This window comes from Bradyrhizobium sp. (genome assembly GCF_035935975.1).
Taxonomy (GTDB): domain Bacteria; phylum Pseudomonadota; class Alphaproteobacteria; order Rhizobiales; family Xanthobacteraceae; genus Bradyrhizobium.
Genome location: NZ_DASYWN010000024.1, coordinates 19,805 through 45,375 on the forward strand (window position 1 = coordinate 19,805; position 25,571 = coordinate 45,375).

A 25,571-nucleotide genomic window follows, 5' to 3' on the forward strand; every position below is an offset into this window, starting at 1 on the left:
TCTCCCCGCTTGCGGGGAGAGGCCGGAATTTGCGCCGCAAATTCCGGGTGAGGGGGACTCTCCGCGAGTCTAACTGCTACTGTCGCCGCAGAGACTCCCCCTCACCCTGACCCTCCTAGCGCGAGCGAGGCTCGTCGCGGCCCCGCAAGCGGGGAGAGGGGAAGAAGAACGAATGCAGGTCGCGATGAGGAAAAACGTGATCCGCCGCAGGACCGTCGAGCCGAAAACCGAGGCCGACCATGAGCCTGAGACCCGCGATGGCGGCGTGCAGTCGGTCGACCGCGCGCTGTCGATCCTCGAAACACTGGCCGAGGACGACGAAGGCTATCGCCTCAGCGATCTCGCCGTCCGCACAGGGCTATCGGCCTCCACCGTACATCGCCTGCTGGCGACGCTGGAAAGCCGCCGCTTCGTGCAGTTCGACCGCGCCGAATCCAAATGGCATGTCGGCGTGCGCAGTTTTACCGTGGGTGCGAGCTTTGCGCGGCGGCGCAATTTCTCCACCCAGGCGATTCCATATCTGCGCAAGCTGCGCGACCTCACCCGCGAGACCGCGAATCTCGCTGTCGTCGACGATGAATTCATCATCGTGCTGACCCGCATGGAGAGCCGCGAGATCATGCGCTCGCTGACCCAGGTCGGCGGGCGCGTCGCCATGGTGACGTCGGGGGTCGGCAAGGCGGTGCTCGCGACCTATTCCGACGAGGAGGTCGGCGCGGTCATCCGCCATCACGGCATGCCGCGCCTGACCGAGAAATCGATCGTACGGCCGAGCGACCTGTTCAAGGAGCTCGAAAAGATCCGCAAGCAGGGTTTTGCGCTCGACGATGAAGAGGCCTGTATGGGCCTGCGCTGTATTGCCGCAGTGGTCTACAACGACTGCGCCGAGCCGCTCGCGGCGATTTCGGTCTCGGGCATGACCAGCCGCCTGACCGACGATAGACTGCCTGAAATCGGCCAGATCGTGCGCGAAGTCGCGGGCGAGTTGACGCTCGCACTCGGCGGGGTGATGCCTAAATCAGGCTGACGGAGAACAGGCGCTGTCGCTGGACAGCATAGGTCGTTTTGGCTGATATGCGACCAAACGACACAATGCGGCAAACGATCAACACGTCCGCAAGAGCCTGGAGAATGCCCCGATGTTTCAATTTCCCGCGCGCCTTGTCGGCGCAGCCGTCGCGCTGACCCTTGCGGCGGCGACGCCTGCCTTTGCCCAGCAGCTCGAGCTCAAGCTGATGGCGCCGGCGGCTCCGGGCGGTGGCTGGGACCAGACCGCGCGCTCGATGCAGCAGGCGCTGGTGGCTTCCGGCGTGGCGCGCAGCGTGCAGGTCATCAACGTTCCCGGCGCCGGCGGCAGCGTCGGCATCGCCCAGTTCGTCAACGGTGCCAAGGGCGACGGCAACCAGCTGATGGTCAACGGCTTCGTCATGGTGGGCGCGCTCGCCATGAACAAGTCGCCTGTCACCCTCGAGCAGGTGACCCCGATCGCGCGCCTCACCGAGGAAATCCAGGTGATCGTGGTGCCCGCGAACTCGCCGATCAAGACAGCGCAGGATCTCGCCGCGGCGGTGAAGGCCGATATCGCCAAGGTCACCTTCGCCGGCGGCTCGGCCGGCGGCGTCGACCATGTGATGGCGGCGCTGTTTGCAGGCGCGGTCGGCGCCGACGCGAAGAAGATCAACTACATCCCGTTCTCCGGCGGCGGCGAGTCGCTCGCCGCGATCCTCGGCGGCAAGGTCACCGCGGGCATTTCGGGCTTGAGCGAATATGAAGGCCAGATCAAGTCCGGCAAGCTGCGCGCGATCGGCGTGACCTCGGAGAAGCGCATCGCCGGCAGCGACATCCCGACTTTCAAGGAACAGGGCATCGACCTCGTGATCGCCAACTGGCGTTCGGTGGTCGCGCCTCCCGGCATCACGCCTGAGCAGAAGAAGACGCTGAGCGATGCGGTCGAGAAGATGGTGAAGTCGGACGCCTGGAAGGAGATCCTCAAGCAGAAGGGGTGGGAGGATGCCTATCTCGGCGGCGACGCCTTCGCCGACTTCCTGAAGAAGGAAACCGTGCGCGTCACCGACGTGCTGAAATCGGTCGGCCTCGTCAAGTCATGAGCTCAGGCGATCCCGCCCAGCCGCCGCGGCGCGTCGACCGCGCCGGCATCGTCATCGCTGCATTGCTTGCGGCTCTTGCCGCGGTGCTGGTCTGGGACGCACGCGGCCTGCAATCGACCGCGATGTACGGCATGGGGCCGGAAGCGATGCCGGTGGTGATTGCCACCGGCCTTGCGCTGCTGGCGATCGGCAACTTTGTCGACGCGCTGCGCGGCAATCTGCCGGCGCGCGAGAGTGCCGATCCGGTGCCGGTGTTTCTGATCCTCATTGGCCTCGCACTGCTGATCGCCATCATCGGCTTCGGCGGCGGCTTCATCCTGGCGACGTCGGCGCTGTTCGTGACGACCTCGGCGGCCTTCGGGCGCCGTGCCATCCTCGTCGACAGCGTCATCGCGCTCGTGATGTCGACCCTCATCTATCTCGCGTTTGACCGGCTGCTCACGCTCAGCCTTCCGACCGGCCCGCTGGAGCGACTGCTGTGATGGACACTTTTGCGGCGCTGGCCCACGGCATGGCGGTCGCCATCCAGCCGATGAACCTGCTTTATGCGCTGATCGGCGTGTTCCTTGGCACGGCCGTCGGCGTGCTGCCTGGCATCGGCCCGGCGCTGACCGTCGCGCTGCTGCTGCCCGTCACCTACAAGCTCGACCCCGGCGGCTCGCTGATCATGTTCGCCGGCATCTATTATGGCGGCATGTATGGCGGCTCGACCACCGCGATCCTGATCAACACGCCCGGCGAGAGCGCCTCGATGGCGACCGCCCTCGAAGGCAACAAGATGGCCAAGGCCGGCCGCGGTGGGCCGGCGCTGGCGACCTCCGCGATCGGCTCCTTCGTCGCCGGCACCATCGCCACCATCGGGCTCGCCTTCCTCGCGCCATGGCTGGTGGATTTCGCCGTGCGCTTCGGCCCCGAGGATTATTTTGCCCTGATGTGCGTCGCCTTCGTCACGGTGTCCGCAACCTTCGGCGATTCCCCGGTCCGCGGTCTGACCAGCCTGTTCATCGGGCTGACGCTCGGCCTCGTCGGCATCGACAAGCTGACCGGACAGGCGCGGCTTGCATTCGGCGTGCCCGAGCTGCTCGACGGCGTCGAGGTGACGACGCTGGCGGTCGGCCTGTTCGCGGTGGGCGAGGCGCTCTACGTCGCTTCGCGTCGCCACCACACCGAGGAGAAGCTCGAGCCGGTGCGCGGCTCGCTATGGATGACCAAGGAAGACTGGAAGCGGTCGTGGAAACCGTGGCTGCGCGGCACGATGTTCGGCTTCCCGATCGGCGCGCTGCCGGCGGGCGGCGCGGAGATCCCGACCTTCCTGTCCTATTCGACCGAGAAGCGTCTGACAAAGCATCCCGAGGAATTCGGCAAGGGGGCGATCGAAGGCGTCGCCGGGCCTGAGGCTGCCAACAATGCTTCCGCTGCCGGCACGCTGGTGCCGCTGCTGACGCTGGGACTGCCGACCTCGGCAACCGCCGCGATGATGCTGGCGGGTTTCCAGCAATACGGTCTCAACCCGGGGCCGCTGCTGTTTGCCGAGCGGCCTGATCTGGTCTGGGGCCTGATCGCCAGCCTGTTCATCGCCAACTGCATGCTGCTCGTGCTCAACCTGCCGCTGGTCGGCCTGTGGGTGCGGCTGCTCGCGATCCCGCAGCCCTGGCTCTATTCCGGCATCCTCGTGTTCGCGACCATGGGCACCATCGCGGCAAAGCCGTCGGTGGTGGAATTGTCGATGCTGGCCGGTTTCGGCGTGCTCGGTTTCCTGATGCGCCGGTTCGATTTTCCGATCGCGCCTGTCGTCGTCGGCCTGATCCTCGGGCCGATTGCCGAAAGCCAGTTGCGAAGAGCGCTCGCGATCAGCCTCGGCGATCCCATGACGCTGCTGCAGAGCCCGATCTCGGCGACGCTGCTCGGAATCGCGCTGATCGCGCTGCTGGCGCCGTTCGTGCTAAAGGGGCTGGGGCGGTTCAAGGCGAACGAGGATTAGCCGTCCCGCCGCACGCATCTTCCGATGCTGCGTTCATCTTGTGGGGAAACGCCATGCCGTCGGAACTTCGCTCGCCTCGTCTCGCCGTCCTGATCGACGCGGATAATGCCTCCGCAAAAATCGCGGATGGACTGTTCGAGGAGATTGCCAAGATCGGCGAGGCGAGCGTGCGTCGCATCTACGGCGACTTCTCCAACGCGAGGTCCAGGGGGTGGGCCGATATCCTGTCGAAGCATGCGATCATCCCGCAACAGCAGTTCGCCTACACGACGGGAAAGAATGCCTCGGACATAACTCTGGTCATCGACGCAATGGACCTGCTTCACAGCGGCCGGTTCGATGGCTTTTGCCTGGTGTCATCCGATAGCGACTTTACCCGTCTCGCCGCCCGTATCCGCGAGCAGGGCGTCGATGTCTTTGGGTTCGGGGAGCAGAAGACACCGGAAAGCTTCAGGCAGGCTTGCCGAAGGTTCGTCTATACCGAGAACCTGCTCGCGGGCACCGCGACCACCCAGGATGCCGGCTCGAAGTCTGCGCCGCTGCAGCCGCCCGATGCGGCCACGCCGATTATCAAGAAAGTCATTACCCAGATGGAAAGCGAGGACGGTTGGGTCGCGCTCCGTGAACTCGGGCAGCGGCTCGCCAACCTGGCTTCCGATTTCGATCCAAGAACGTTCGGTTTCCGCAAGCTCAGCGACCTCGTCCGAAAGACGAATTCGTTCGAGATCGATGAGACGAACGGGCGGTCGGTGCGGATCCGGGTCAAGGCCGCCGCCGCGCCACCGCCGACAGCAAAGAAGTCGCGCAGACGTCCAAGGTCGAGGGCGGCAGGCGGTTCGGCGCCTAAGGCGTAAGCAGGGCGTGCCGTTATATTTGAGTTTGCCCGGTCTGGCGCAGGGCGTAACTATCGTTCGGCCGTAACGCCAAGCGAGGGTTCCCATGACCAAGCTCACCCGTTTTGCCGTCGCGCCGCTGCATAGCATGACGCGGCGCCTGGCCGATGTCGCCTCGGCGCGCGTCGCGCCGGAACTCGTCATCACCGGCGCGCGGGTGCTCTCGACCTATTCGGAGCGCATCCACGCGGACCGCGAGGTCTGGATCACCGGCGGCCGCATTGCGGCAGTGAAGCCGGCCGGTGCGGCGAAGAAGATCTGGAGTGGCGTGCCATCCTATGACGCAGCCGGCGGCATCGTCGCGCCGGGGCTGGTCGATCCGCACATCCACATCGAATCCTCGATGGTGACGGCCTGCGCCTATGCCGAGGCCGCGCTGCTCAACGGTACCACCACGATCTTCTGCGACAGCCATGAGATCGGCAACGTCATGGACGTTGCCGGTGTCGAGGCGATGCTGGAGGACGCGCGCGAGGCGCCGCTGTCGATCTTCCTGACGGTGCCGAGCACGGTACCGGCGACATCGGCCGCGCTGGAGACGGCGGGCGGCGATCTCACGCCCGACAAGATCGCCGGTCTGTTCGACCGCTGGCCTGAAGCCGTCGCGCTCGGGGAGAAGATGGATTTTGTCCCCGTCACGATGGGCGACGAGCGCAGCCATGCGATCCTCGCCGCGGCCTTGAAGCGCGGGCGCCCGGTGTCCGGGCATATCTATGGCCGCGAATTCGTCGCGGCCTATGCGGCCTCCGGCGTCACCGACACCCATGAGGCGATCGACCGCGACATCGCCGATGATCTGCTCGACGCCGGCGTCTGGATTTTCCTGCGCGGCGGCCCGCCGACCACGCCCTGGCATTCGCTGCCGCAGGCGATCCGGACGATCACCGAGCTCGGGGCCTCGCACAAGCGCACGGCCGTGTGCACGGATGATCGCGATGCCGACGATCTGCTGCTGTTCGGCCTCGATTGGGTGGTGCGCGAAGCGGTGAAGGCGGGAATGTCGCCGGAACAGGCCTGGTCGATGGGCTCGCTGCATGGCGCCACGCGCTTCGGCATGGAGGGCGATATCGGCGGTCTCGGCGGCGGCCGCCGCGCCGATCTCGTGCTGATGGACGATCAGCTCAAGCCGCAATGCACCTGGTATGGCGGCGAGCTCGTGGTCGAGCACAGCAAGATCACGCCGCTTCTCGATCAGGCGTTGTCACAGCGCTATCAGTATCCGAAGGCGGCTTATGCGACGGTCAAACTGCCGGAGACGATGAAGCTGACGCCGGAGCTTCCGGCGAAGGCCTGCACCGTCAACGCGATCAAGACCGCGCTGCCCGGCATCACGCTGATCCATGAGAAGGTCAGGATTGAGCCGGCCAAGGACTGGCCGTCGCTGTTTGAGCGCTACGGCCTCTGCTTCGTCGCGGTGGTCGAGCGTCACGGCAAGTCGGCCGGCAACGTCGCCCATGGCCTGCTCAAGGATTTTGGCCTGAAGCGCGGCGCGGTCGCCTCCAGCGTCGGGCATGACAGCCACAACATCATCGTTGCCGGAACCAATGAGCCGGATATGCAGGTCGCGATTTCGGCGATCAAGGAAAAGCAGGGCGGCGTCTGCGTCGTCGCCGACGGCAAGGTGAGGGCGCTGGTCCCGCTGCCGATCGCCGGCCTGCTCTCCGACAAGCGCGTCACCGAGGTGGCCGAAGAGGTCAAGGTGCTGAAGAAGGAATGGGCCGAGGCCGGCTGCACCATCCCCTACATGGGCTTCAATTTGATTCCGCTATCGGTCATTCCGGAAATTCGCATCACCGACAAGGGCCTCGTGCTTGTCCCGCAGATGGAGCTGGCGCCGCTGTTCGAGTGAGGTGCTTTCACGGATATCGCGGCTTAACCGATTGAGAGGGCCTTGCTTTTTCCACGGCTGCCGCATCGTGGAAAATAAAATCGATCTCGTTGAGATCGGTTTCTGCGCGCCCGATGATCTCGCTCGCTGACGTAACCGAGGGAGATCCGATATGGCGAAGATGCGTGCCATCGATGCTGCCGTGCGAATTCTGGAGAAGGAAGGCATCTCCACTGCCTTTGGCGTTCCCGGGGCTGCGATCAACCCGCTTTACTCGGCGCTGAAGAAGCGCGGGTCGATCCGCCACATCCTCGCGCGCCACGTCGAGGGTGCCTCGCACATGGCGGAAGGTTATACGCGGGCCAAGGCCGGCAATATCGGCGTCTGCATCGGCACCTCGGGGCCGGCCGGCACCGACATGATCACCGGGCTCTATTCGGCGATCGCCGATTCCATTCCGATCCTCTGCATCACCGGGCAGGCGCCGCGGGCGCGGCTCTACAAGGAGGACTTCCAGGCGGTCGACATCGAGTCGATCGCAAAGCCCGTGACCAAATGGGCGGTGACCGTGCGCGAACCGGCGCTGGTGCCGCGCGTGTTCAGCCAGGCGTTTCACGTGATGCGCTCGGGCCGGCCGGGGCCGGTGCTGATCGACATGCCGCTCGACGTGCAGCTCGCCGAGATCGAGTTCGACGACGAGACCTATGAGCCGCTGCCGGTCTACAAGCCGACGGCCACGCGCAAGCAGGTCGAGAAGGCGCTCGAGATGCTCAACGCCGCCGAGCGGCCGCTGATCGTCGCGGGCGGCGGCATCATCAACGCCGATGCCTCCGATCTGCTGGTCGAGTTCGCCGAGATCGCCAACGTCCCCGTTGTCCCGACGCTGATGGGGTGGGGGGCGATCCCCGACGACCACGTGCTGATGGCCGGCATGGTCGGCCTTCAGACCAGCCACCGCTATGGCAACGCCACGCTGCTGGAGTCCGATTTCGTGCTCGGCATCGGCAACCGCTGGGCCAACCGGCACACCGGCTCGGTCGAGACCTACACCAAGGGCCGCACCTTCGTGCATGTCGATATCGAGCCGACCCAGATCGGCCGCGTGTTCAATCCCGATCTCGGCATCGTCTCGGACGCGAAGGCTGCCCTCGAGCTGTTCGTCGCCGTCGCCAGGGAGTGGCGCCGGTCAGGCAGGCTTCGCGAGCGCCAGGCGTGGCCCGCGGCCTGCCGCGATCGCAAGAAGACGATGCTGCGCAAGAGCCATTTCGACAACGTCCCGATCAAGCCGCAGCGCGTCTATGAGGAGATGAACAAGGCGTTCGGCCGCGACACCACCTATGTCACCGTGATCGGCCTGTCGCAGATTGCCGGCGCGCAGTTCTTGGGCGTCTACAAGCCGCGCAACTGGATCAATGCCGGGCAGGCGGGTCCGCTCGGCTGGACGCTGCCCGCCGCGCTCGGCGTGCGCGCGGCGTGTCCGGATCGCGAGATCGTCGCGCTCTCCGGTGACTACGACTTCCAGTTCCTGATCGAGGAGCTTGCAGTCGGGGCGCAGTTCAATCTGCCCTACATCCACGTCGTCGTGAACAATTCCTATCTCGGCCTGATCCGCCAGGCCCAGCGCGGCTTCGAGATGGACTATCACGTCCAGCTCTCCTTCGAGAACATCAACGCGCCGGAGATCGGCGTCTACGGCGTCGATCATGTCACGGTCGCCGAAGGTCTCGGCTGCAAGGCGATCCGCGTCACCGATCCCAAGGACACCCAGGCGGCGTTCGCCACTGCGCGCGAATTGATGAAGAAGCACCGCGTGCCTGTCGTCGTCGAGTTCATCCTTGAACGCGTCACCAACATCGCGATGGGCACCGAAATCGACAACATCGTCGAGTTCGAGGAGGTGCTGGATCTGCCGCTCGACGAGGTCGGGACCAGGCAGCCCGGCGTGCTGCAGCCGGCGGAATAGGGGAGAGCACCATGCCGAAATTCGCCGCCAATCTCACCATGCTCTTCAACGAGATGCCGTTCCTCGACCGCTTCGCTGCGGCGAAGTCGGCCGGCTTCTCCGGAGTCGAATATCTCTTCCCCTATGATTTCGACAAGGCGCAGCTCCGCGAGCAGCTCGAAGCGCACGGGCTGACGCAGGTGCTGCACAATCTCCCCGCCGGCAACTGGGCCGGCGGCGAGCGCGGCATCGCGATCATGCCCGATCGCACCGCCGAATTCCGCGACGGCGTGTTCCGCGCCATCGACTATGCCAAGGCGCTCGATTGCGACCAGCTCAACTGTCTCGTCGGTATCGCGCCTGTCGATGCCGATCCACGCGAGCTTCAGGAGACGCTGGTCGGAAACCTGCGCTTCGCCGCCTCGACGCTGGCACGGGAGAACATCAAGCTGCTGGTCGAGCCGATCAACACACTCGACATTCCCGGCTTCTACCTCAACGGCACCGAGCAGGCGGTGCAGCTGATCTCCGAGGTGCGGTCGAACAATCTGTTCGTCCAGTACGACATCTATCACATGCAGATCATGGAGGGCGATCTCGCCCGCACCATGCAGGAATATCTGTCGCAGATCGCGCATATCCAGCTCGCCGACAATCCCGGCCGTCACGAGCCTGGCACGGGCGAGATCAACTATCCCTTCCTGTTCCGCCATCTCGACGCGATCGGTTATCGCGGCTGGATCGGCTGCGAATACAAGCCGCGCACCACGACCCTGGAAGGCCTGTCCTGGCACGCCGCGCAAACCTTCGAGACCTGAGGAACGAGTGACATGATCGACATCGGCTTCATCGGACTTGGCACCATGGGACGGCCGATGGCCGGCCATCTTCTGGCCGCGGGCCATCGCGTTCTCCTGCACGACGTCGCGCCGGTCCCGCCGGAGCTGGTCACCGCGGGCGGCGTTGTCTGCAAGTCGGCCAAGGAGGTCGCGGAGGAGGCGGATGCCGTCATCATCATGGTGCCGGATACGCCGCATGTGGAGGCCGTGCTGTTCGGCAAGGACGGCGTTGCGAGCGGCATCTCCAAGGGCAAGATCGTCGTCGACATGAGCTCGATCTCGCCGCTGGCGACCAAGGAGTTCGCGAAGAAGATCGAGGCGCTCGGTGCGGATTATCTCGACGCGCCGGTGTCGGGTGGCGAGGTCGGCGCGAAGGCTGCGAGCCTCACCATCATGGTCGGCGGGCCCGAGCGCGCCTTTGGCACCATGAAGCCGGTCTTCGACAAGATGGGCAAGAACGTCACCCATGTCGGCGCCAATGGGGACGGCCAGACGACCAAGGTCGCCAACCAGATCATCGTCGCGCTGACCATCGAAGCGGTGAGCGAGGCGCTGCTGTTCGCGTCCAAGGCGGGGGCTGACCCTGCGCTGGTGCGCAAGGCGCTGATGGGCGGCTTCGCCTCCTCGCGCATTCTCGAAGTGCATGGCGAACGCATGGTGAAGCGCAATTTCGATCCCGGCTTCCGCATCGAGCTGCATCAGAAGGATCTCAACCTCGCGCTCGAAGGCGCGCGCGCGCTTGGCCTGTCGTTGCCGAGCACGGCGGTGGCGCAGCAATTGTTCTCGTCCTGCACCGCGCATGGCGGCAAGGCCTGGGATCATTCGGCGATGGTGCGGGCGCTGGAACTGATGGCGGGTCACGAGATCGCCGCGGCCTGAACTGTTACGCGGTAACACTCTCCAGATGTGATGCAATTTTCGTCGCGGCGGAACTGGAACATTGGTTCGGCCCCGCGGTTGAAGGCGCATCAATAAACACTGGCAATAAACACTGGAGAGTGTGGACATGAAAACCCGTCTTGCGATTTCGTTGGCTGCTGTGTCGCTGCTGGCGTCGAGCGCAGCCTTTGCCCAGTCGACGACCGAACAGGGCGCCAGGGATGGCGCGCGTGCGGGCGGCGACATCGGCGGTCCCATCGGCGCAATGGTCGGCGGCACCGTCGGTGCGGCCGTAGGCGCCGGATTGGAAATTCCGAATGCGGTGCTGGGCGGAATCCCGCGCGATGATTCCGTCGTGATCCACGAGCGTGTCGTGGTCGGCGAGCCGCTGCCTCCGACCGTGGTGCTGCGCCCGGTGCCGAACTACACCGAGTATCGCTATGCGGTCGTGAACGATCGTCGCGTGATCGTCGAACCGCGCACGCGCCGCGTCGTCAAGATCATCGACTGATCGATCAGAGCGCAGGCTTTGAACAGCTGGGCCCTGCGGAGCATCGCTCCGCGGGGCCTTAGCTTGTGAGGGCGGAATTGGCGCGGACGCGGGTCATCACCCAGTCGGCGATCGCCGCGAGCGCAAAGCCGATGCAGGCCGTGCCGGCATCGACCAGAAAATCCTCCAGCCGCGCATGCCGGCCCGGCGCCAGGAACTGCATCAGCTCGAGCACGCCGATCAGGACTACCGCGACGGCGGCAACAGTCCAGCGCCGGTTGCGATAGGCGAGGCCAAAGGCCAGCCCCACCAGAATGAAGGCAAGCGCGTGCTCGCCGTCCTGACCGAGGTCGGAATGGGGCCGCAGGCCCGGGGGCCCGAGGGTTGCGAAGGTCACGGCGGCGGCGAGCAGCCAGGCAAAAGACCGAACGAAAATGGACATCCGATGCCAATAGCACGGATTTTGCAGCAGCCTGTCGCGGAGGCGGGATCAGATCGTCGTGTAGTTAATGACGAAACGTTAAAGCGGCTCACGCACGCCGAGGCCGTGCATGAAGCGTTCCCGGATCTGGACCGGATCGCGCCGCGTGGTTCCAACACCCGGCTTGTCGTCGATACGGACGGCGATCAGGCTCGGCTCCGAGGCGGCCATGGCCTCGTCCACCAGGCGATCGAAATCCTCCTCGTCCGCGGCCCAGGCACTGTTGGCAAGCCCCGAAGCGGTGGCGATGCCGACGATGTCGGCCACACTCGCAGCCGGCGTCGGCTGCGCTCCGGTAATCTGGTAGATGCCGTTGTCCATCACGATCATGATCAGGTTCTTCGGCTTCAGCGTCGCAATCGTCGAGAGCGCGCCGAGCTGCATGAGCAGCGAGCCGTCGCCTTCGAGCGCGAAGACGCGACGATCGGGCTGCGCCAGCGCCACGCCGAGCGCGATCGGGAAGGCGAGGCCCATGCTGCCGAGCATGTAGAAATTCTGCGGACGATGGCCCGCGGCCCAGAGATCGAAATTGGTGTTGCCGATGCCGCCGATCACCGCTTCCTCGTGCTTGAGTTTTGCGATCAGGCGCGAGGTCAGATCGAACCGGTTCATCACCTTGGTGTTGCGATTGGTCATGGCTGCGCTCACTTGTCGAAGGTCTTGCCGCCGGTGAGCAGCGGATTGAGGATCAGCGCCACCGGCGCCTGCGTGGTGACGGCCTGCTTGATCGAGCGGTCGGCGATGAATTCGAGCTCGTCGAGCCGGGTGATGGTGTGGTGCTCCAGCGCCAGCGAGTCCAGCACCGGGCGCATGGTGCGGCAGACCAGCGACTGGCCGTAATTGAACTCGCCCAGCGTGCCGCGTTCGGACACGAACATGATCAGCGGGATCTGGTAGGGCACCGCCAGCGAGGCCAGCACATTGGCGAGCGTGGCAAAGCCGGAGGTCTGCATCAGCACCGCGCCGCGCCGTCCGCCCATCCAGGCGCCGGAGACGATGCCGACGGCTTCTTCCTCGCGGGCAGTGGCAAAGGTCGTGAAGAAGGGATCGGCGTGGAGGTTCTTGATCAGCGGCGTCAGCACCCGGTCGGGCACGTAAGGAATGAGGCTGATCTCGTTCCGCTTCAGGGTCTGCAGGACGATGCCATGCCAGCTCTTGTCGCTGGACGCCTGTCCCGCCGAGGCCTGCTGTTCCGCAATCCCCATCGCGTTCTCCCTCATGCCGCGCATGCTTCTTCTTGGTCCGTCGCGGCGATCTGCCGAACTTGACGGAGCGGGCGGGATTGTCAACATGTCCGGGCCGGCACCGTGATCTGCGCCAGACGGCCTGCCGTGGCCGGCACCGCCATGTCATAAGCGGCGACAACGAGAAAACGGGAGGGACGCATGGACGGGGCGCGGGTTGCGCTGGCCTTGCGGGTCTCCGCGAGAGAGCCGGAAGGGTCCTGATGTCCGTCAACAGCAAGCGCGTCTTCTACGTCAAATACCTGGCCAATCCGATCTATATCGACATCCTGAAGGCGCGGCCCGACGTGCGGCTCGATCGCATCGAGAACGAGAGCCCCGAGGACTTCTACGCACCGATCCTGAGCGCGGCCCATGTCTACCAGATCGGCGCGGCCCGCGACGAGCTGGCGCCGCATTTCCATGTCGATGCCGCTCTCCTCAAGCGCACGCCGAACCTGCTGCTGGTCTCCAGCAACGGCGCGGGCTTCGACCCCGTCGACGTCGAGGCCTGCACCGATGCGGGCGTGCTGGTCGTCAACCAGTCCGGCGGCAACGCCCATTCGGTCGCCGAGCACGCGCTGGCGATGATGCTGACGCTGTCCAAGCGCATCATCCAGTCCGACCGCAAGCTCCGCCGCGAGGCCAACGTCAACCGCAACGACCTCGTCGGCAACGAGATCGAGCACAAGACCGTCGGCATCATCGGCCTCGGCAATGTCGGCCGCCGCATCGCCGCGCTGTGCAAGGGCCTGTTCGGCATGAAGGTGCTGGCCTACGATCCCTACCTCACGGCCGAGGTCATGGCCGAGCGGGGCGGGGAGAAGGTGGAGCTCGACGAGCTGCTGCGCCGCGCCGATTTCGTCTCGATCTCCTGTCCGCTCGACAAGCGCAGCCGTAACATGATCAGCACGCGCGAGTTCGCGCTGATGCAGCCGCATGCGTATTTCATCACCACGGCGCGCGGCTTCATCCACGACGAGGATGCGCTGCTCCAGGCCTTGCGCGACAAGCGCATTGCCGGTGCCGGCCTCGACGTCTGGTCGAAGGAGCCGCCGCCCCCGGAGCACCCGCTGCTCCAGTTCGACAACGTGCTGGCGAGCCCCCACACCGCGGGCGTCACCATCGAGGCGCGCCAGAACATGGGCCGCATCGCCGCCGAGCAGGTGCTCGATACGCTCGACGGCAAGCGTCCGCCGCGCATCATCAATCCCGAGGTCTGGCCGCGCTATGCCGAGCGCTTCAAGCAGGCCTTTGGCGTGATGCCGGGGTAGGGCGCGCGACGCCGGATCGCGCTCCGATCGCTGGTTACGAGGATCAAAACAGAAAGCTGCGGATTTTACTGATGGCGTGAATGAAGACGTATGACTTGTCCTGTAAATCAGGGGGCATGAGCATACTTTCGATCGCGACCTCAGGACTTTCCGCAGCGAGCTTGCGCGTCAGCGTGGCCGCAAGCAACATCGCCAATGCCAACACGACCGGCCCGCTGCCCGCGTCGGGCGGATCGGGCGCGTCGGCCGGTGCGGGCATTGCTCCGACCTTTCCCGCGGCCTATGTGCCGCTGCGGGTCGACCAGGTCTCCCAATCGAGCGGCACGATTCCGGGCGGTACGGCCGCGACCGTGTCGACGGTGTCCCCGAGCTTCACCGCCCAATACGATCCGAGCGCTCCCTACGCAAACCAGGATGGCCTGGTCGCCGCGCCGAATGTCGATATTGTCGGTGAATTCGTTGAGCTGGAGACTGCAAAGTACAGCTTCATCGCCGATGCGAAGGTCATCAAGGCCTACGCGGAAACGACGGACACGCTCCTCGACATCAAGACGTGACGGCTGACGCCGGGTAGCGCGTCTAGCCCAGCTTCGCGCCGAGCTGCTGGAACACGGCCTCGCACGTCATGAGGTCGAGATGGCCGCCGCCCGCGTTCTTGAAGAAGGTGATGTCGGACGGTGAGGTGCGCCCCTGCACGCGACCGCTGGCGAGATCGTAGTGATCGCCGAGGACGTCTGTCTCGCTGATCGCACCGCTCGCGATCGGTTGCAGGATGTCGCCGACGCCGTGGAAAGCGGATTCCCGCATGTCGACGAACACCCGCGACATCCTTGCTGCGTCATCATCAGCCTCGCGGGTTTGCGGCGTGTAGCCGCCGACGAGGTCGAGATGCGTGCCCGGCCGCAGATTGCGGCCCTTGATCAGCGGCTGATGCGCCCGGGTGCAGGTGGTGATGACATCAGCCTCGCGCGTCGCCGCATCGAGATCCGTGATCGTCTCCGCCTTGACGCCGTCCTTCGCCAGGCGCTGGACGAGCTCCGCGGCGCGATCCGGGCTGCGATTCCAGATCAGCACGCGCTGGAGCGAGGGTCGCGCGGTGCGATGTCCCCGGATCAGCCATTCGGACATCTCGCCGGCACCGACGCAGAGCAGCGTCTCGGGATGGGGCGGGGCGAGCAGCTTCGTGCCGAGCGCGGAATCCGCGGCAGTGCGCCAATGCGTGATCTCGGTCCCGTCCATCGCCGCCAGCGGCTTTCCGTTGGTGCCGTCGAACAGCACGCACACGGCCTGCACCGCGGGCATCTTCCCTTCCGCGAGGTTGGCGGGGAAGCTGGTGAACATCTTGCTTGCCATGTACCGGCCGGGATCGACGGCGCTGCGGATGACGTATTGCCCTTTCTCGTCGCCGAGGAAGGCGTCCAGCACCTCCATCTTCGGCCGGCGATGCGCCGCTTCCAGCGCCGCGATGAGAATCGGAAAGGTCAGAACTTTCGTGACTTCGGTGTCGGAGACAAAGTGCAAGGGGAAATCCTCAAAGCGAAGGCCGGCAACCCGCCTTTAGCCCCGGGCGGCCGGTTCCGCAACGGATTGTCCCCATCGCTCCCTCCGCCTTGATCCGCGTCAAAATCTCCTTCCCCGGTTCGGCCTAAATGAGATTAGAGTGCCTTTCGCCGGGGCAGCAGGAGGTCCTATGTCTACTTATGTCGTCAGGTTCATGAAGGACGTGCTTGGCGAGTACGGCCGGCAGAGCGAGGTCTGCCAGGGCACGCTGGAGATCGACGCGGCCGACGAGACCGAAGCCACGGAGCGGGCGAAGGCGAAATTCTGCAAGGACCAGGCGTTGCGTCACTGGTCGCTGCATGCCGATCGCATCCACGTCAGGCCGGCTGACTTTCCATCTTGAGTTTTATCGCCCTGGTGCGGTGACAGGCGGCGGCGCGGTGACGCCGGCGCCGAGCGAACGCTGCACCATGACGGTGTCTGACCAGCGGCCGTGGCGATAGGCGACGCCGCACAACAGGCCGGCGCGCGCGAAGCCGAACTTCTCGTGCAGCGCCAGCGAGGGCGCGTTGTCGGCATCGATATAGCCGATCATCTGGCGAAAGCCGGCGGCCGCGCACGCATCGATCAGCTCCTGGAGCAGGATCCGCCCGACCCCGCGGCCGAGATGCTCGTGGTGCACATAGATCGAGTGCTTGGCCGTGTAGCGATAGGCCGGGCGCTTGCGGAACAGCACCGCATAGGAATAGCCGACCACCTCGCCGCGCCAGGTCGCGACCAGATGCGGCAGGCGCGTCTGCTTCAGGTTCTTGCGGCGGTCGCGCAGGTCGTCCGGCTCGGGTGCGCCGGTTCCCTCGACGTCGCGCGGCACGCCATTGCGGACGTGATGGCGGTAGATCGCCAGCATCGCCTCGACATCGCTCTCGCGTGACGGCCTGACCAGGACCGGTTCGTCACTCGTGCGCGCAGCTGTTTCGTTCATCGGCACCTACTCGGCAACGACGTAAGTATAGAGCCCGATGCGGCCCTGTGCATCGATCTCCTTGTAGACGCCCTGGATTTCCACATCGAAACCCGGGAACGTGTTGAAGCAGGTCTCGAACATCTTGAGGTAATCCACCATGGGCTTGGCCCGTTCCGTCAGCCGCTCGCCGGGCACGATGGTGGCGATCCCTGGCGGATAGACCACGAAGGGCGTGGTGGCGATGCGGCCGGCGATCGCCTCGATCGGCAGATAATCGACGTCGTTCTTGAAGAGGAAGCGGGCCGCGTCGCGCGGCGACATCGCAATCTCGGGCATATGCTCGGGCATAAACTGCCGGGCCTGGAGGCCACTGACATCGGCGGCGCGGAAGAAGCGGTGCATCTCGCCGCAGAGGTCGCGCAGCCGCACGCCGGCATAGCGCGCCTGTCGCCGCTGGTAGAACTCCGGGATCACGTCGGCCAGCAGCGCATTGTCGTCGTGCAATCGCTTGAACGCGACGAGGCCGGAGATCAGCGTGCCGGCCTTGCTCGCCTCGACGCCGGGCGTGAGCAGGAAGAGCAGGGAGTTGAGGTCGTTCTTCTCGGGGACAATGCGGTTCTCGCGCAGGTACTGCGCGACGACGGGGGCGGGGATGCCGTGCTCGGCATAGGCGCCGGTGGCGCGGTCGAAGCCGGGCGTGAGCAGCGTCAGCTTGTTCGGATCCGTCATGGCAAAACCTTCCGCCAGACCGGGGAAGCCGTGCCAGTTGGTGTCCGGCGAGAGCTGCCACAGTGCGGGATTGGTCGCGAGCTCGTCGGTGGAGAGCGTTTCCCAGGCGACATTGTGCGCGGCGCCCGGGCGGCTGACATCGGGAATGGCGACGCGATCCGGAACGAAGGGCTCGAAGAACCAGCGCCGGTCCGGGTTCTGCTCCTTCTCCTCGAACTCCCGGCGCATGGCGCGGATCTTCTTGCGCAGCTCGATGCCGAGGCGGATCGTATCGTCCCACAGCACTTCACCGGAGCGGCCCTTCATCATCTGCGCGCCGACGTCGAGCGAGGCGAACAGCGGATAGAACGGCGACGTCGAGGCGTGCTGCATGAAGCTTTCGTTGAAGCGGCGATGCTCGACGCGGCGCTTCTGGCCGCGGATGTGGCGGTCCTTGATGTGGATCTGGGAGGCCTGGGAGAAGCTCGCGAGCTGCTTGTGGGTCGATTGCGTCGCGATGATGCCCGGCGCTTCCGGCGGAAGATTGGTCAGGCCCATGGCGAAGCGGCCGGCATAAAGCGGATGGAACTTCATGAAGCCCGCCCAGGCCTCGTCGAACAGGATGTATTCGCAGAGATGGCCGATGCGCTTCAGGATCATTTCGGCGCTGTGGATCGAGCCGTCATAGGTGCACTGCTCGACCACGGCGACGCGGAACGGCCGCTCCTTGCGCCAGGCCTCCTTGTCCGTGACCAGCGGATGGTTGCGGATCGCCTCGCGCAGGGCCTTCTCGTCGAGCACGTCCCAGCGCATCGGGCCGATCAGGCCCCAGGCGTTGCGGATGGTGGGCACGTAGACCGGGATGCCGCCGTTGATCATCAGCGCGCCATGGTGAGCGGCCTTGTGGTTGTTGCGGTCGAACAGCACGAGGTCGCCATCGGTGACGAGCGCGCCGAGCGCGACCTTGTTCGAGGTCGAGGTGCCGTTGAGCACGAAATAGGTCTTTTCCGCGCCGAAGATCTGCGCGGCCTCCTTCTGCGCCTTCAGCGCCGGGCCCTCATGGGTGAGGAGGTCGCCGAGATCGAGCACGGAATTGTCGAGATCGTCGCGGAACACGGATTCGCCGAGATGCTCGACGAAGACCCGGCCGATCGGGCTGCGGTTGTAGAACACGCCGCCATTGTGACCCGGGCAGGTCCAGAGCTGGTTGCCTTCCTCGGCATAATCGACCAGCGCGCCGAAGAACGGCGTCTTCAGCGTTTCGGCATATTGCTTGAGGCGGCTGATCAAATTCTTGGCGATGAAGGTCGGCGTCTCCTCCGACAGGAAGACATAGCCGTCGATGAAGTCGAGCACCTCGACCGGCAGATCCTCGAAGCGCTTGCGCCGGATCAAGAGGATGATCGGGAAGTCGAGGCCCCGGCGCCGCATCAGATTGATCAGCGCGGAGGTCTTGCCTTCGAGGCCCTTCTTGCCCCAGTCCACCACCATGCAGCCGATCGCGGCATCGGTCTGCACTGCGATCTCGGCATCTTCCAGCTTGCGGGCCCGGACCACCTCGAAGCCGGAGCGCTGGATCTCCTCGACGATCTGGTTGAAGCGGATGCCCTCGAGATCATCGGCGTCAAACACCGGTGCGGCGAACAGGAAGTTGAAGCGCTTGAAATAATCCATTGGCTGTCCCGAATATGCGGAGACTGACACGTCTCGGCACATTTGATGACAGTTCTATGACGGTAGGGATAGAGACAAGGGGAGAGAGTAGGGTGCGCTACCGCTTGCCTTCGCCAAACACCACCGTCGGCACCGCGCGGTTGACGATCTCGCGCAGCGCGAAGCTCGATTGCACCCGTGCGACGCGGGGTAGCCGCGACAGCTCGGTGCGGTGGATGCGCTCGAAATCCTGGATGTCGCGGGCGAGCACGATCAGGATATAGTCGTCGGTTCCCGACATCAGGAAGCAGCGCACCACCGAGGGGCATTTCACCACCTCCGCCTCGAACGCCTTCAGCGCTTCGTCGCTCTGGCTTTCCAGCGCGATGCGCACCAGCACGGTCGTGGTGAGGCCGAATTGCGTCAGGTCGAGCGCGGCCTGGTAGGCCTGGATGTAGCCGTCGTCCTCCAGCGCCTTCTGCCGCCGCGCCAGCGCGGTGCTGGACAGTCCGACCTTGTTGGCGAGCTCGGTGTGGCTGGCCCGCGCATTGGTGGTGAGTTCCGCGAGGATAGCGAGATCTTTCCGGTCGAGGGCCAATGTTTTGTTTCCAGCGTGAAAGATCATTTCCGCGCCGGAAACCGGCGCGCCAAGTCAGAAACTAGCGGATATTTGCACGAAACCAAACCAGCCCCCTCGCTACCATCAACACCGGAATCAATCCGTTGGTAGGAGCTCGAGATGCGCGTCGGTGTGCCCAAGGAGATCAAGGTCCAGGAATATCGCGTCGGGCTCACCCCGGGCGCCGTCCGCGAATATGTCGCGGCCGGGCATGAGGTGACGGTCGAGACCGGCGCAGGCAGCGGCATCGGCGCGTCCGACGAGGTGTATCAGCGGGCAGGGGCCTCCATTGCTGCGACTGCGCGCGACATCTTTGACAGGTCCGACATGATCGTGAAGGTGAAGGAGCCGCAGAAGGGCGAGTGGGCCCAGCTCCGGGACAGCCAGATCCTGTTTACTTACCTGCATCTTGCGCCGGATCCCGAACAAGCCAAGGGACTGCTCGCTTCCGGTTGTACGGCGATCGCCTATGAAACCGTCACCGACGCGGCTGGCCACCTCCCCCTGCTCGCGCCGATGAGCGAAGTCGCCGGCCGCCTCGCCATCGAGGCGGCCGGCGCCGCGCTCAGGCGATCGGCCGGCGGCCGCGGGCTGCTGCTCGGCGGCGTGCCCGGCGTGCAGCCGGCGCGGCTCGTCGTGCTCGGCGGCGGCGTGGTGGGAATGCAGGCGGCACGCATGGCGGCCGGCCTTGGCGCCGAGGTCACCGTGATTGATCGCTCCATCCCAAGGCTGCGCGAGCTCGATGATATCTTTGTCGGACGCGTGCGCACCCGCTTCTCCACGATCGAGTCCGTCGAGGACGAGGTGTTCAATGCCGACGTCGTCATCGGCGCGGTGCTGGTGCCGGGCGCCAGCGCGCCAAAGCTCGTCACGCGCGCGATGCTCGCATCGATGCGGCCCGGCGCCGTGCTGGTCGACGTCGCCATCGACCAGGGCGGCTGCTTCGAGACCTCGCACCCGACCACGCACACGGACCCGACCTACGAGGTCGACGGCATCGTGCATTATTGCGTGGCCAACATGCCGGGCGCGGTACCGGTGACGTCGAGCCAGGCGCTGAACAACGCGACGCTGCCGTTCGGCCTGATGCTTGCCAACAAGGGCTTTGCCGCGGTGCTGGAGAACCCGCATTTGCGCAACGGCCTCAACGTGCATCGCGGCCGCATCACCAACAAGGCGGTAGCGGAGAGCCTCGGGCTGGAGTTTGCACCGGTCGATAGTGGGCTGGCGGCGTAACTCTCATGCCGGCTTGCGATGGCGGCTGCCGAGCGCAGCCGCGACTGTCTCGGGCTTCTCGATGCGCTCGATCAGCATGTCGATGCGGTCGCCGCCCCAGAACAGCTCGCCGTTGAAGACCATGGTGGGAACGCCGAAAACGCCGAGCGTCTCGGCCTCGTCGATGATGCGGTCATGCTCGGCACGGGCAGGGCCGTTGACATAGGCTTCGAATGCGCTGGCCGAGCCGCCGCATGCGGTGATGACCTCCGTGATGGCGGCGAGGTCGTCGATCTCCAGCTCATGGCTCCAGAATTTGCGGAACACCGTGTCGTGGTAGGGGCGGAAGAACCCGTTGGCCTGTGCGAACAGCATGCCGGCGCTGGAATAGAAGGCGTCGTAGATCCGTCGCGGTCCCTTCATGACGAGCCCTTGCGCATTGGCGTAACGCCGTGCGTCCATATAGAGGTAGCGCACCTTGCGCCAGAAATGCGGCGTGCGCTCCTCGACCTTCCCCATGAACTCGGCGATGCGCAGCGTGTAGGGGAGCCATTCCAGCGCGACGCCGTGGGTCTCTTCGAGCTCGAACAGGCGCTTGTTGGCCACGAACGCGTAGGGGCTTTTGTAGTCGGTGTAGACGCGGACGATCGGCTTGGGCATGGCAGGCGTCCTTTCGGATGTGCGGCGCTGCTTACCGCAAGTCCCGTCATTGCGAGCGAAGCGAAGCAATCCAGGGTGTCTCCGAGGAAAGATTCTGGATTGCTTCGCTACGCTCGCAATGACGGTGTGGTGAGAGTGTAGCCTAAATCGACATCAAGTCCTCGTCGACGAAGGAGTTAAGCCTTCGTCAGCCTGTACTGCCCCAAATCCGGGTCATGGGTCATGCGCCAATAGTCCACGAAGCGCCAGGGCATCGCCGAAAACACGCGGCCGCTGGCGTTGCGGTAGTAGGTGCTCATGCCCGGGTGGGTCCAGATCATGGCCTCGTGCTCGGCGTCGACCTTGCGGACGTAGTCGTCGAGCACGTCCGGGCGGACGTCGATGGCGGCGACGTCGTGCTCGATCATGCCGGCGAGGCAGGCGGAGATATAGCGGCTCTGGCATTCCGACTGGAAGATGACGCTGCCGCCATGGGCGGGACCGGAGTTGGGGCCGAGCATGCAGAAGAAGTTGGGAAAGTCGGGCACGGTGAGGCCGAGGAACGCGGTCGGATTGTCGTTGGCCCAGGCCTCGCGCAAATTCTTGCCGTCGCGGCCTCTGATGTTGAGGCGTGCGGCCATCTCGGTGACCTTGAAGCCGGTCGCGACGACGATGATGTCGGCGGGACGGTGCTTGCCGTCGGCGGTGACGATGCCGCCTGCGTCGAAATGGTCGATCGTGTCGGTGACGAGCTCGACATTGTCGCGCGTCAGCGTCTTGAACCAGTTGTTGTCGAGCAGGATGCGCTTGCCGTAGGGCGGATAGGTCGGCACGCATTTCTCGATCAGGTCCGGCCGGCCTTGCAATTCGGACTGGATGAAATCAGTCAGCTCCTGGCGATGCCGGTCGTTGCCCTTGTTGACGGCGCGCTCGGGGTGCGGCCAGGTTGGGTCCTTGCGCAAGAACGGCAGCAGGCCGTCGCCGTAGCGCCAGAACATGTTGAAGCGATACCACTGCACATAGAACGGCAGGTGCGCGAGCAGCCAGCGCGCGCCCTCGGTAATTGGATCGGAATAGCCCTTCACCGGCCGCGCCCATTGCGCGCTGCGCTGATACACCGTGACGGAGGCAACGCGTCCGGCGATCGTCGGCACCAACTGCATCGAGGTCGCGCCGGTGCCGATCACGGCGACATGCTTGCCGTCGACATTGATGTCGCCGGACCACAGCGCCGAGTGCAGGATCGTTCCCTTGAAATTCTCCTCGCCCTTGAAGCGCGCGCGCGAGGGATCGTTGAGCTGGCCAATGGCCGAGACCAGCGCTGTGGATTCGAAGGTCTCTTCGCCATCCTTCGTCTTCAGCGTCGAGATCCAGCGCCGCTTGGCTTCGTCCCAGCGCGACGAGGTCAGCTCGGTGTTGACGCGCAAATGCTTGCGGATGCCGTATTCCTCGGCAACTTTCAGGAGATAGCCGAGCAGCTCCTCGCGCTGGCAGAAATAACGGGTCCACGCATTGCCCGAGCCGAACGAGTAGGAATAGGAGTGGTTCGGGGTGTCGACGCCGCAGCCGGGATAGCGGTTGATCCACCAGGTGCCGCCGAGCTCGGTATTCTTCTCGACGATGGTGTAGGGGATGCCGAGATGGCCGAGCGCCACGCCGAGCGCGATGGCGCAGACACCGGCGCCGACGATCAGGACATGCTGCGCGGCAAGCTTCTCATCCGAGGGCAGCTTGGTCCAACGCGCCTCGCGCGACACAAAACCCATCTCCTCGCGCATCAGCGGCGCATATTCCGGCGTGACGTTCTCACCGAGGCAGGCGCGCATCATCCTGAGCAGCAGCTCCTCGCCGGGATCGGTGATGACGGGCTTGGGTGTGCCGTCGGCAAACAGCCTCACCACCGCGGCGCGGATCTCGTCCTGGATCTCCCGGGGCACGCCGGCTTCAGGGTCGGGGATGAGGCGGATGTCGCGCTTGGGCAGGTAGGGCGGTTCGAGCCATTTCTCGTCACCGGTCATGTGCACCAGCACCATCAGCAGGCAGCGGATGTCGGCTTCGGCAATCGCCGATGCGAGGTCGAGCGGCTTATGCGAAGGTGCGATGTTCATGACTGGTCCCCGGATGCACTGAAGAGGCCGCGCGTCATCAGCTTGCGGTAGGCGGAGATGACGTGGTCGGGCACGGCGGTGACGCCGCCTTCCGAATAGGAGTAGCGGCGGCTGAGATAGCCGCGCGAGCCCATCAGCATGTGGACGATGGCTTCGAACTCCTCGTCGCTGTAATCGTGAATCGCGCCCGCCGCGCGCGCACGGCGCAAGATGCGGACATAGGCGACCGAGATGTTGTCGAGATGCTTCTGGTAGCCGGTGGGTGCGAAGAACTCGGCCTCGTTGAGGATGCGCAGGAACTCCGGGACTTCGCGGATGAAGTCAAAGAAGGCGGAGAAGCGCGAAATCTCCTGCCGCGCGGCATCCGCGGTGCCGGTGCGGGCGCGGATGAACTCGACCATGTCGAGACCGATCTTCGGCAGGAGCTGGTCCAGCAGCTCCTGGCGGTTCTCGAAATGATTGTAGAAGGTGCCCTGGGCGACGCCGGCCTCCTCGGTGATGCGGGCGACGGAGGCTTCGGCATAGCCGTGCTTGCCGACGACTTTCGTCGCGGCGTCGAAGATCTTTTGCTTGGTCCAGGCATTGCGCTCGACGCGGTTCAGCTTGGTCACCTTGGCGCTCGCTTGATTCATTCAGACGTCTCCAGCTCGGCGCGCAGCACGCGCTTGAGGATCTTGCCACTGGGATTGCGGGGGAGGCTGTCCCGGATGATCAGCTCTTTCGGCACCTTGAAGCTCGCCAGTCGGGCTCGGCAATGTTCGGTGAGGGCAGGGAGCGCGAGGCTCGCGCCTTCCGCCAGCACGACGATGGCGACGGGACGCTCGCCCCAGCGCGCATCGCGCAGGCCGATCACCGCGACCTCGCGCACTTCAGGCAGATCGTAGATGACGCGCTCGACCTCGGAGGAGGCGATGTTCTCGCCGCCGGAGATGATCATGTCCTTCTTGCGGTCGGTCAGGTACAGAAAGCCTTCGTTGTCGAGATAGCCGACATCGCCGCTGCGGAACCAGTCGCCGAAGAAGGCCGACGCCGTCTTCTCCGGATCCTTCCAATAGCCGCGCGTAATTTTCGGTCCGCGCAGGCAGATCTCGCCATTGACGTTCGGCGGCAGCGTCTTGCCGTCCTCGTCGCGGATCTCGATCTCGACATGGACGATGGCGCGCCCGGTCGAGCCGATCTTCTCGATCTCGCGCCCGGCTTCCATAAAGGTGTCGCCGCCGACGGTCTCGGTGAGGCCATAGGCGTCGATATAGCGCGCATTGCGGAAGTAGTCGGCGAAGGCGCGGATGCGGACTTCCGGCGTCTTCTCGCCGCCGCCGATCGCCCATGTCAGGCTGGAGACGTCGTAGCGATCGCGCGTGGGGCAGGTGAGCATCGCGGTGGTCATGACAGGCGCGAACCAGGCGGCGTTGAGCTTGTCTTCCGCAATCGCCTCAAGCGCGGTCTCCGGCTCGAAATTGCGCTCGATGCGGATGAAGCCGCCATGCCAGAGCACGGCGATGCCCGGCAGGTCGAGCGCGCCGACATGATAGAGCGGGCCGACGACGAGGAGGCGCGTGTCGGCGCTGAGGCCGAGCGCGATCGTCTGGTCGGCCGACTTCCAGTAGAAATTATCGTAAGAGAGCATCACGCCCTTGGGCCGGTCGGTCGTGCCCGAGGTGTACATCAGCCGCATCAGGTCGGACGGTGCGCGCGCATGCATCGGCACGGGCTCGGCGTCGCTCGCGAGTTGCGTGATGCTCAGCTGCGCAGCGTCGTTCAGTACGACGATCTTCGCGCCGGCCGCGTTCGCAGCCAATTCCTCATCGACGATCAACAGCCGCGCGCCGGCATTGCCGGCGATGTAGCCGACCTCGTCGCGCGAGAGGCGAAAATTGATCGGCAGGAACACCGCGCCGAGATGGCTGGTCGCAAACACCAGCTCCAGAAACGCCGCGCTGTTCTTCATCAGCACCGCCACGACATCGCCGGCACCGATGCCCTGCGACGCGAGCCAGCCGGCGGTGGTGCGAATGCGCGCATCGAACGCGGCGTAGCAGATCTCCTCGCCGCGGTATTTCAGCGCGGGCCGGTCCGGCGTTCGCCGGGCATGGAAGCCGATGAAGCTCGAAAGGTTGATCATTCCGCGGTTTCGGGCCGATTGGCGGCCTCGTTTCCTCCCGTTGTGAATGATGACTCATAATTCATGTTTGTCTTGACGTCACCCCCTGCCTCTGAAATTGTTGGG

At 65.0% G+C, this 25,571-nt stretch carries 25 protein-coding genes; 14 read left to right on the forward strand and 11 right to left on the reverse strand.

The window, feature by feature from the left end:
* Positions 1–184: 184 nt before the first annotated feature.
* From VGR99_RS11860 to VGR99_RS11905, 10 genes are all read left to right on the forward strand, one after another.
* Complete coding sequence (locus VGR99_RS11860; RefSeq protein WP_326898850.1) at positions 185–1,027, forward strand: IclR family transcriptional regulator; 843 nt, start codon at positions 185–187, stop codon at positions 1,025–1,027.
* Between the two features lie 112 nt (positions 1,028–1,139).
* Positions 1,140–2,108, forward strand: a complete 969-nt coding sequence (locus tag VGR99_RS11865; RefSeq protein WP_326898554.1) for a tripartite tricarboxylate transporter substrate binding protein — start codon at positions 1,140–1,142, stop codon at positions 2,106–2,108.
* Positions 2,105–2,590: a tripartite tricarboxylate transporter TctB family protein gene (locus VGR99_RS11870; protein ID WP_326898555.1), complete on the forward strand. Its 486-nt coding sequence runs from the start codon at positions 2,105–2,107 to the stop codon at positions 2,588–2,590. Before VGR99_RS11865 ends, VGR99_RS11870 begins: the two co-directional genes overlap by 4 nt.
* Positions 2,590–4,089, forward strand: a complete 1,500-nt coding sequence (locus VGR99_RS11875) for a tripartite tricarboxylate transporter permease (RefSeq protein ID WP_326898556.1) — start codon at positions 2,590–2,592, stop codon at positions 4,087–4,089. The genes VGR99_RS11870 and VGR99_RS11875 overlap by 1 nt, the downstream gene beginning before the upstream one ends.
* Positions 4,090–4,142: 53 nt before the next feature.
* A complete protein-coding gene (locus VGR99_RS11880) occupies positions 4,143–4,943 on the forward strand; it encodes an NYN domain-containing protein (RefSeq protein WP_326898557.1) in 801 nt (266 codons plus the stop codon).
* Between the two features lie 85 nt (positions 4,944–5,028).
* Positions 5,029–6,831, forward strand: a complete 1,803-nt coding sequence (locus VGR99_RS11885; RefSeq protein ID WP_326898558.1) for an adenine deaminase C-terminal domain-containing protein — start codon at positions 5,029–5,031, stop codon at positions 6,829–6,831.
* A 151-nt stretch (positions 6,832–6,982) separates the two neighbouring features.
* Positions 6,983–8,773, forward strand: a complete 1,791-nt coding sequence (gene gcl, locus VGR99_RS11890) for a glyoxylate carboligase (RefSeq protein WP_326898559.1) — start codon at positions 6,983–6,985, stop codon at positions 8,771–8,773.
* An 11-nt stretch (positions 8,774–8,784) separates the two neighbouring features.
* Positions 8,785–9,570: a hydroxypyruvate isomerase gene (hyi, locus tag VGR99_RS11895; RefSeq protein ID WP_326898560.1), complete on the forward strand. Its 786-nt coding sequence runs from the start codon at positions 8,785–8,787 to the stop codon at positions 9,568–9,570.
* Positions 9,571–9,582: 12 nt separating this feature from the next.
* A complete protein-coding gene (locus VGR99_RS11900; protein WP_326898561.1) occupies positions 9,583–10,470 on the forward strand; it encodes a 2-hydroxy-3-oxopropionate reductase in 888 nt (295 codons plus the stop codon).
* Positions 10,471–10,597: 127 nt separating this feature from the next.
* On the forward strand, positions 10,598–10,981 hold the full coding sequence (locus tag VGR99_RS11905; RefSeq protein ID WP_014496647.1) for a DUF1236 domain-containing protein: 384 nt from the start codon (positions 10,598–10,600) through the stop codon (positions 10,979–10,981).
* Positions 10,982–11,039: 58 nt separating this feature from the next.
* On the opposite strand, the gene VGR99_RS11910 is transcribed toward VGR99_RS11905, so the two are convergent.
* The 3 genes from VGR99_RS11910 to VGR99_RS11920 all read right to left on the reverse strand — a co-directional run bounded on the left by VGR99_RS11910 (position 11,040) and on the right by VGR99_RS11920 (position 12,646).
* Positions 11,040–11,402, reverse strand: coding sequence for a VanZ family protein (locus VGR99_RS11910; protein ID WP_326898562.1), 363 nt, complete (start codon positions 11,400–11,402; stop codon positions 11,040–11,042).
* A 78-nt stretch (positions 11,403–11,480) separates the two neighbouring features.
* Positions 11,481–12,077, reverse strand: coding sequence for a thiamine pyrophosphate-dependent enzyme (locus VGR99_RS11915; protein WP_326898563.1), 597 nt, complete (start codon positions 12,075–12,077; stop codon positions 11,481–11,483).
* An 8-nt stretch (positions 12,078–12,085) separates the two neighbouring features.
* Positions 12,086–12,646: a decarboxylase gene (locus VGR99_RS11920; RefSeq protein ID WP_326898564.1), complete on the reverse strand. Its 561-nt coding sequence runs from the start codon at positions 12,644–12,646 to the stop codon at positions 12,086–12,088.
* Positions 12,647–12,888: 242 nt separating this feature from the next.
* Between VGR99_RS11920 and VGR99_RS11925 the strand changes: the two genes are divergently transcribed.
* Together VGR99_RS11925 and VGR99_RS11930 are read left to right on the forward strand one after the other, a co-directional pair.
* Positions 12,889–13,938, forward strand: coding sequence for a hydroxyacid dehydrogenase (locus tag VGR99_RS11925; RefSeq protein ID WP_326898565.1), 1,050 nt, complete (start codon positions 12,889–12,891; stop codon positions 13,936–13,938).
* 116 nt (positions 13,939–14,054) lie between these two features.
* Positions 14,055–14,495, forward strand: coding sequence for a flagellar basal body rod protein FlgC (locus VGR99_RS11930; RefSeq protein ID WP_326898566.1), 441 nt, complete (start codon positions 14,055–14,057; stop codon positions 14,493–14,495).
* A 22-nt stretch (positions 14,496–14,517) separates the two neighbouring features.
* Here VGR99_RS11930 and VGR99_RS11935 read toward each other — a convergent pair whose 3' ends face one another.
* Positions 14,518–15,459, reverse strand: a complete 942-nt coding sequence (locus VGR99_RS11935) for a dehydrogenase (protein ID WP_326898567.1) — start codon at positions 15,457–15,459, stop codon at positions 14,518–14,520.
* Positions 15,460–15,628: 169 nt separating this feature from the next.
* Between VGR99_RS11935 and VGR99_RS11940 the strand changes: the two genes are divergently transcribed.
* The gene (locus VGR99_RS11940; RefSeq protein WP_326898568.1) at positions 15,629–15,841 is read left to right on the forward strand and encodes a hypothetical protein; all 213 of its coding nucleotides are present in this window, start codon (positions 15,629–15,631) and stop codon (positions 15,839–15,841) included.
* 3 nt (positions 15,842–15,844) lie between these two features.
* On the opposite strand, the gene VGR99_RS11945 is transcribed toward VGR99_RS11940, so the two are convergent.
* The 3 genes from VGR99_RS11945 to VGR99_RS11955 all read right to left on the reverse strand — a co-directional run bounded on the left by VGR99_RS11945 (position 15,845) and on the right by VGR99_RS11955 (position 19,361).
* Entirely contained in the window at positions 15,845–16,420 is a 576-nt protein-coding gene (locus VGR99_RS11945) for a GNAT family N-acetyltransferase (RefSeq protein ID WP_326898569.1), read from the reverse strand.
* 6 nt (positions 16,421–16,426) lie between these two features.
* On the reverse strand, positions 16,427–18,784 hold the full coding sequence (locus VGR99_RS11950; RefSeq protein WP_326898570.1) for an Orn/Lys/Arg decarboxylase N-terminal domain-containing protein: 2,358 nt from the start codon (positions 18,782–18,784) through the stop codon (positions 16,427–16,429).
* 97 nt (positions 18,785–18,881) lie between these two features.
* Positions 18,882–19,361 carry an Lrp/AsnC family transcriptional regulator gene (locus VGR99_RS11955; RefSeq protein WP_326898571.1) on the reverse strand — a complete coding sequence of 160 codons (480 nt, stop codon included), beginning with the start codon at positions 19,359–19,361 and terminating at the stop codon, positions 18,882–18,884.
* Between the two features lie 141 nt (positions 19,362–19,502).
* Here VGR99_RS11955 and ald point away from each other — a divergent pair, with 141 nt between their 5' ends.
* A complete protein-coding gene (gene ald, locus VGR99_RS11960; protein WP_326898572.1) occupies positions 19,503–20,618 on the forward strand; it encodes an alanine dehydrogenase in 1,116 nt (371 codons plus the stop codon).
* Positions 20,619–20,621: 3 nt separating this feature from the next.
* Here ald and VGR99_RS11965 read toward each other — a convergent pair whose 3' ends face one another.
* From VGR99_RS11965 to VGR99_RS11980, 4 genes are all read right to left on the reverse strand, one after another.
* On the reverse strand, positions 20,622–21,257 hold the full coding sequence (locus VGR99_RS11965) for a 2-hydroxychromene-2-carboxylate isomerase (protein WP_326898573.1): 636 nt from the start codon (positions 21,255–21,257) through the stop codon (positions 20,622–20,624).
* Between the two features lie 176 nt (positions 21,258–21,433).
* Positions 21,434–23,344, reverse strand: coding sequence for an NAD(P)/FAD-dependent oxidoreductase (locus VGR99_RS11970; RefSeq protein WP_326898574.1), 1,911 nt, complete (start codon positions 23,342–23,344; stop codon positions 21,434–21,436).
* Positions 23,341–23,976: a TetR/AcrR family transcriptional regulator gene (locus VGR99_RS11975; RefSeq protein ID WP_326898575.1), complete on the reverse strand. Its 636-nt coding sequence runs from the start codon at positions 23,974–23,976 to the stop codon at positions 23,341–23,343. Before VGR99_RS11975 ends, VGR99_RS11970 begins: the two co-directional genes overlap by 4 nt.
* A complete protein-coding gene (locus VGR99_RS11980) occupies positions 23,973–25,466 on the reverse strand; it encodes an AMP-binding protein (protein ID WP_326898576.1) in 1,494 nt (497 codons plus the stop codon). The genes VGR99_RS11975 and VGR99_RS11980 overlap by 4 nt, the downstream gene beginning before the upstream one ends.
* Positions 25,467–25,571 lie beyond the last annotated feature (105 nt).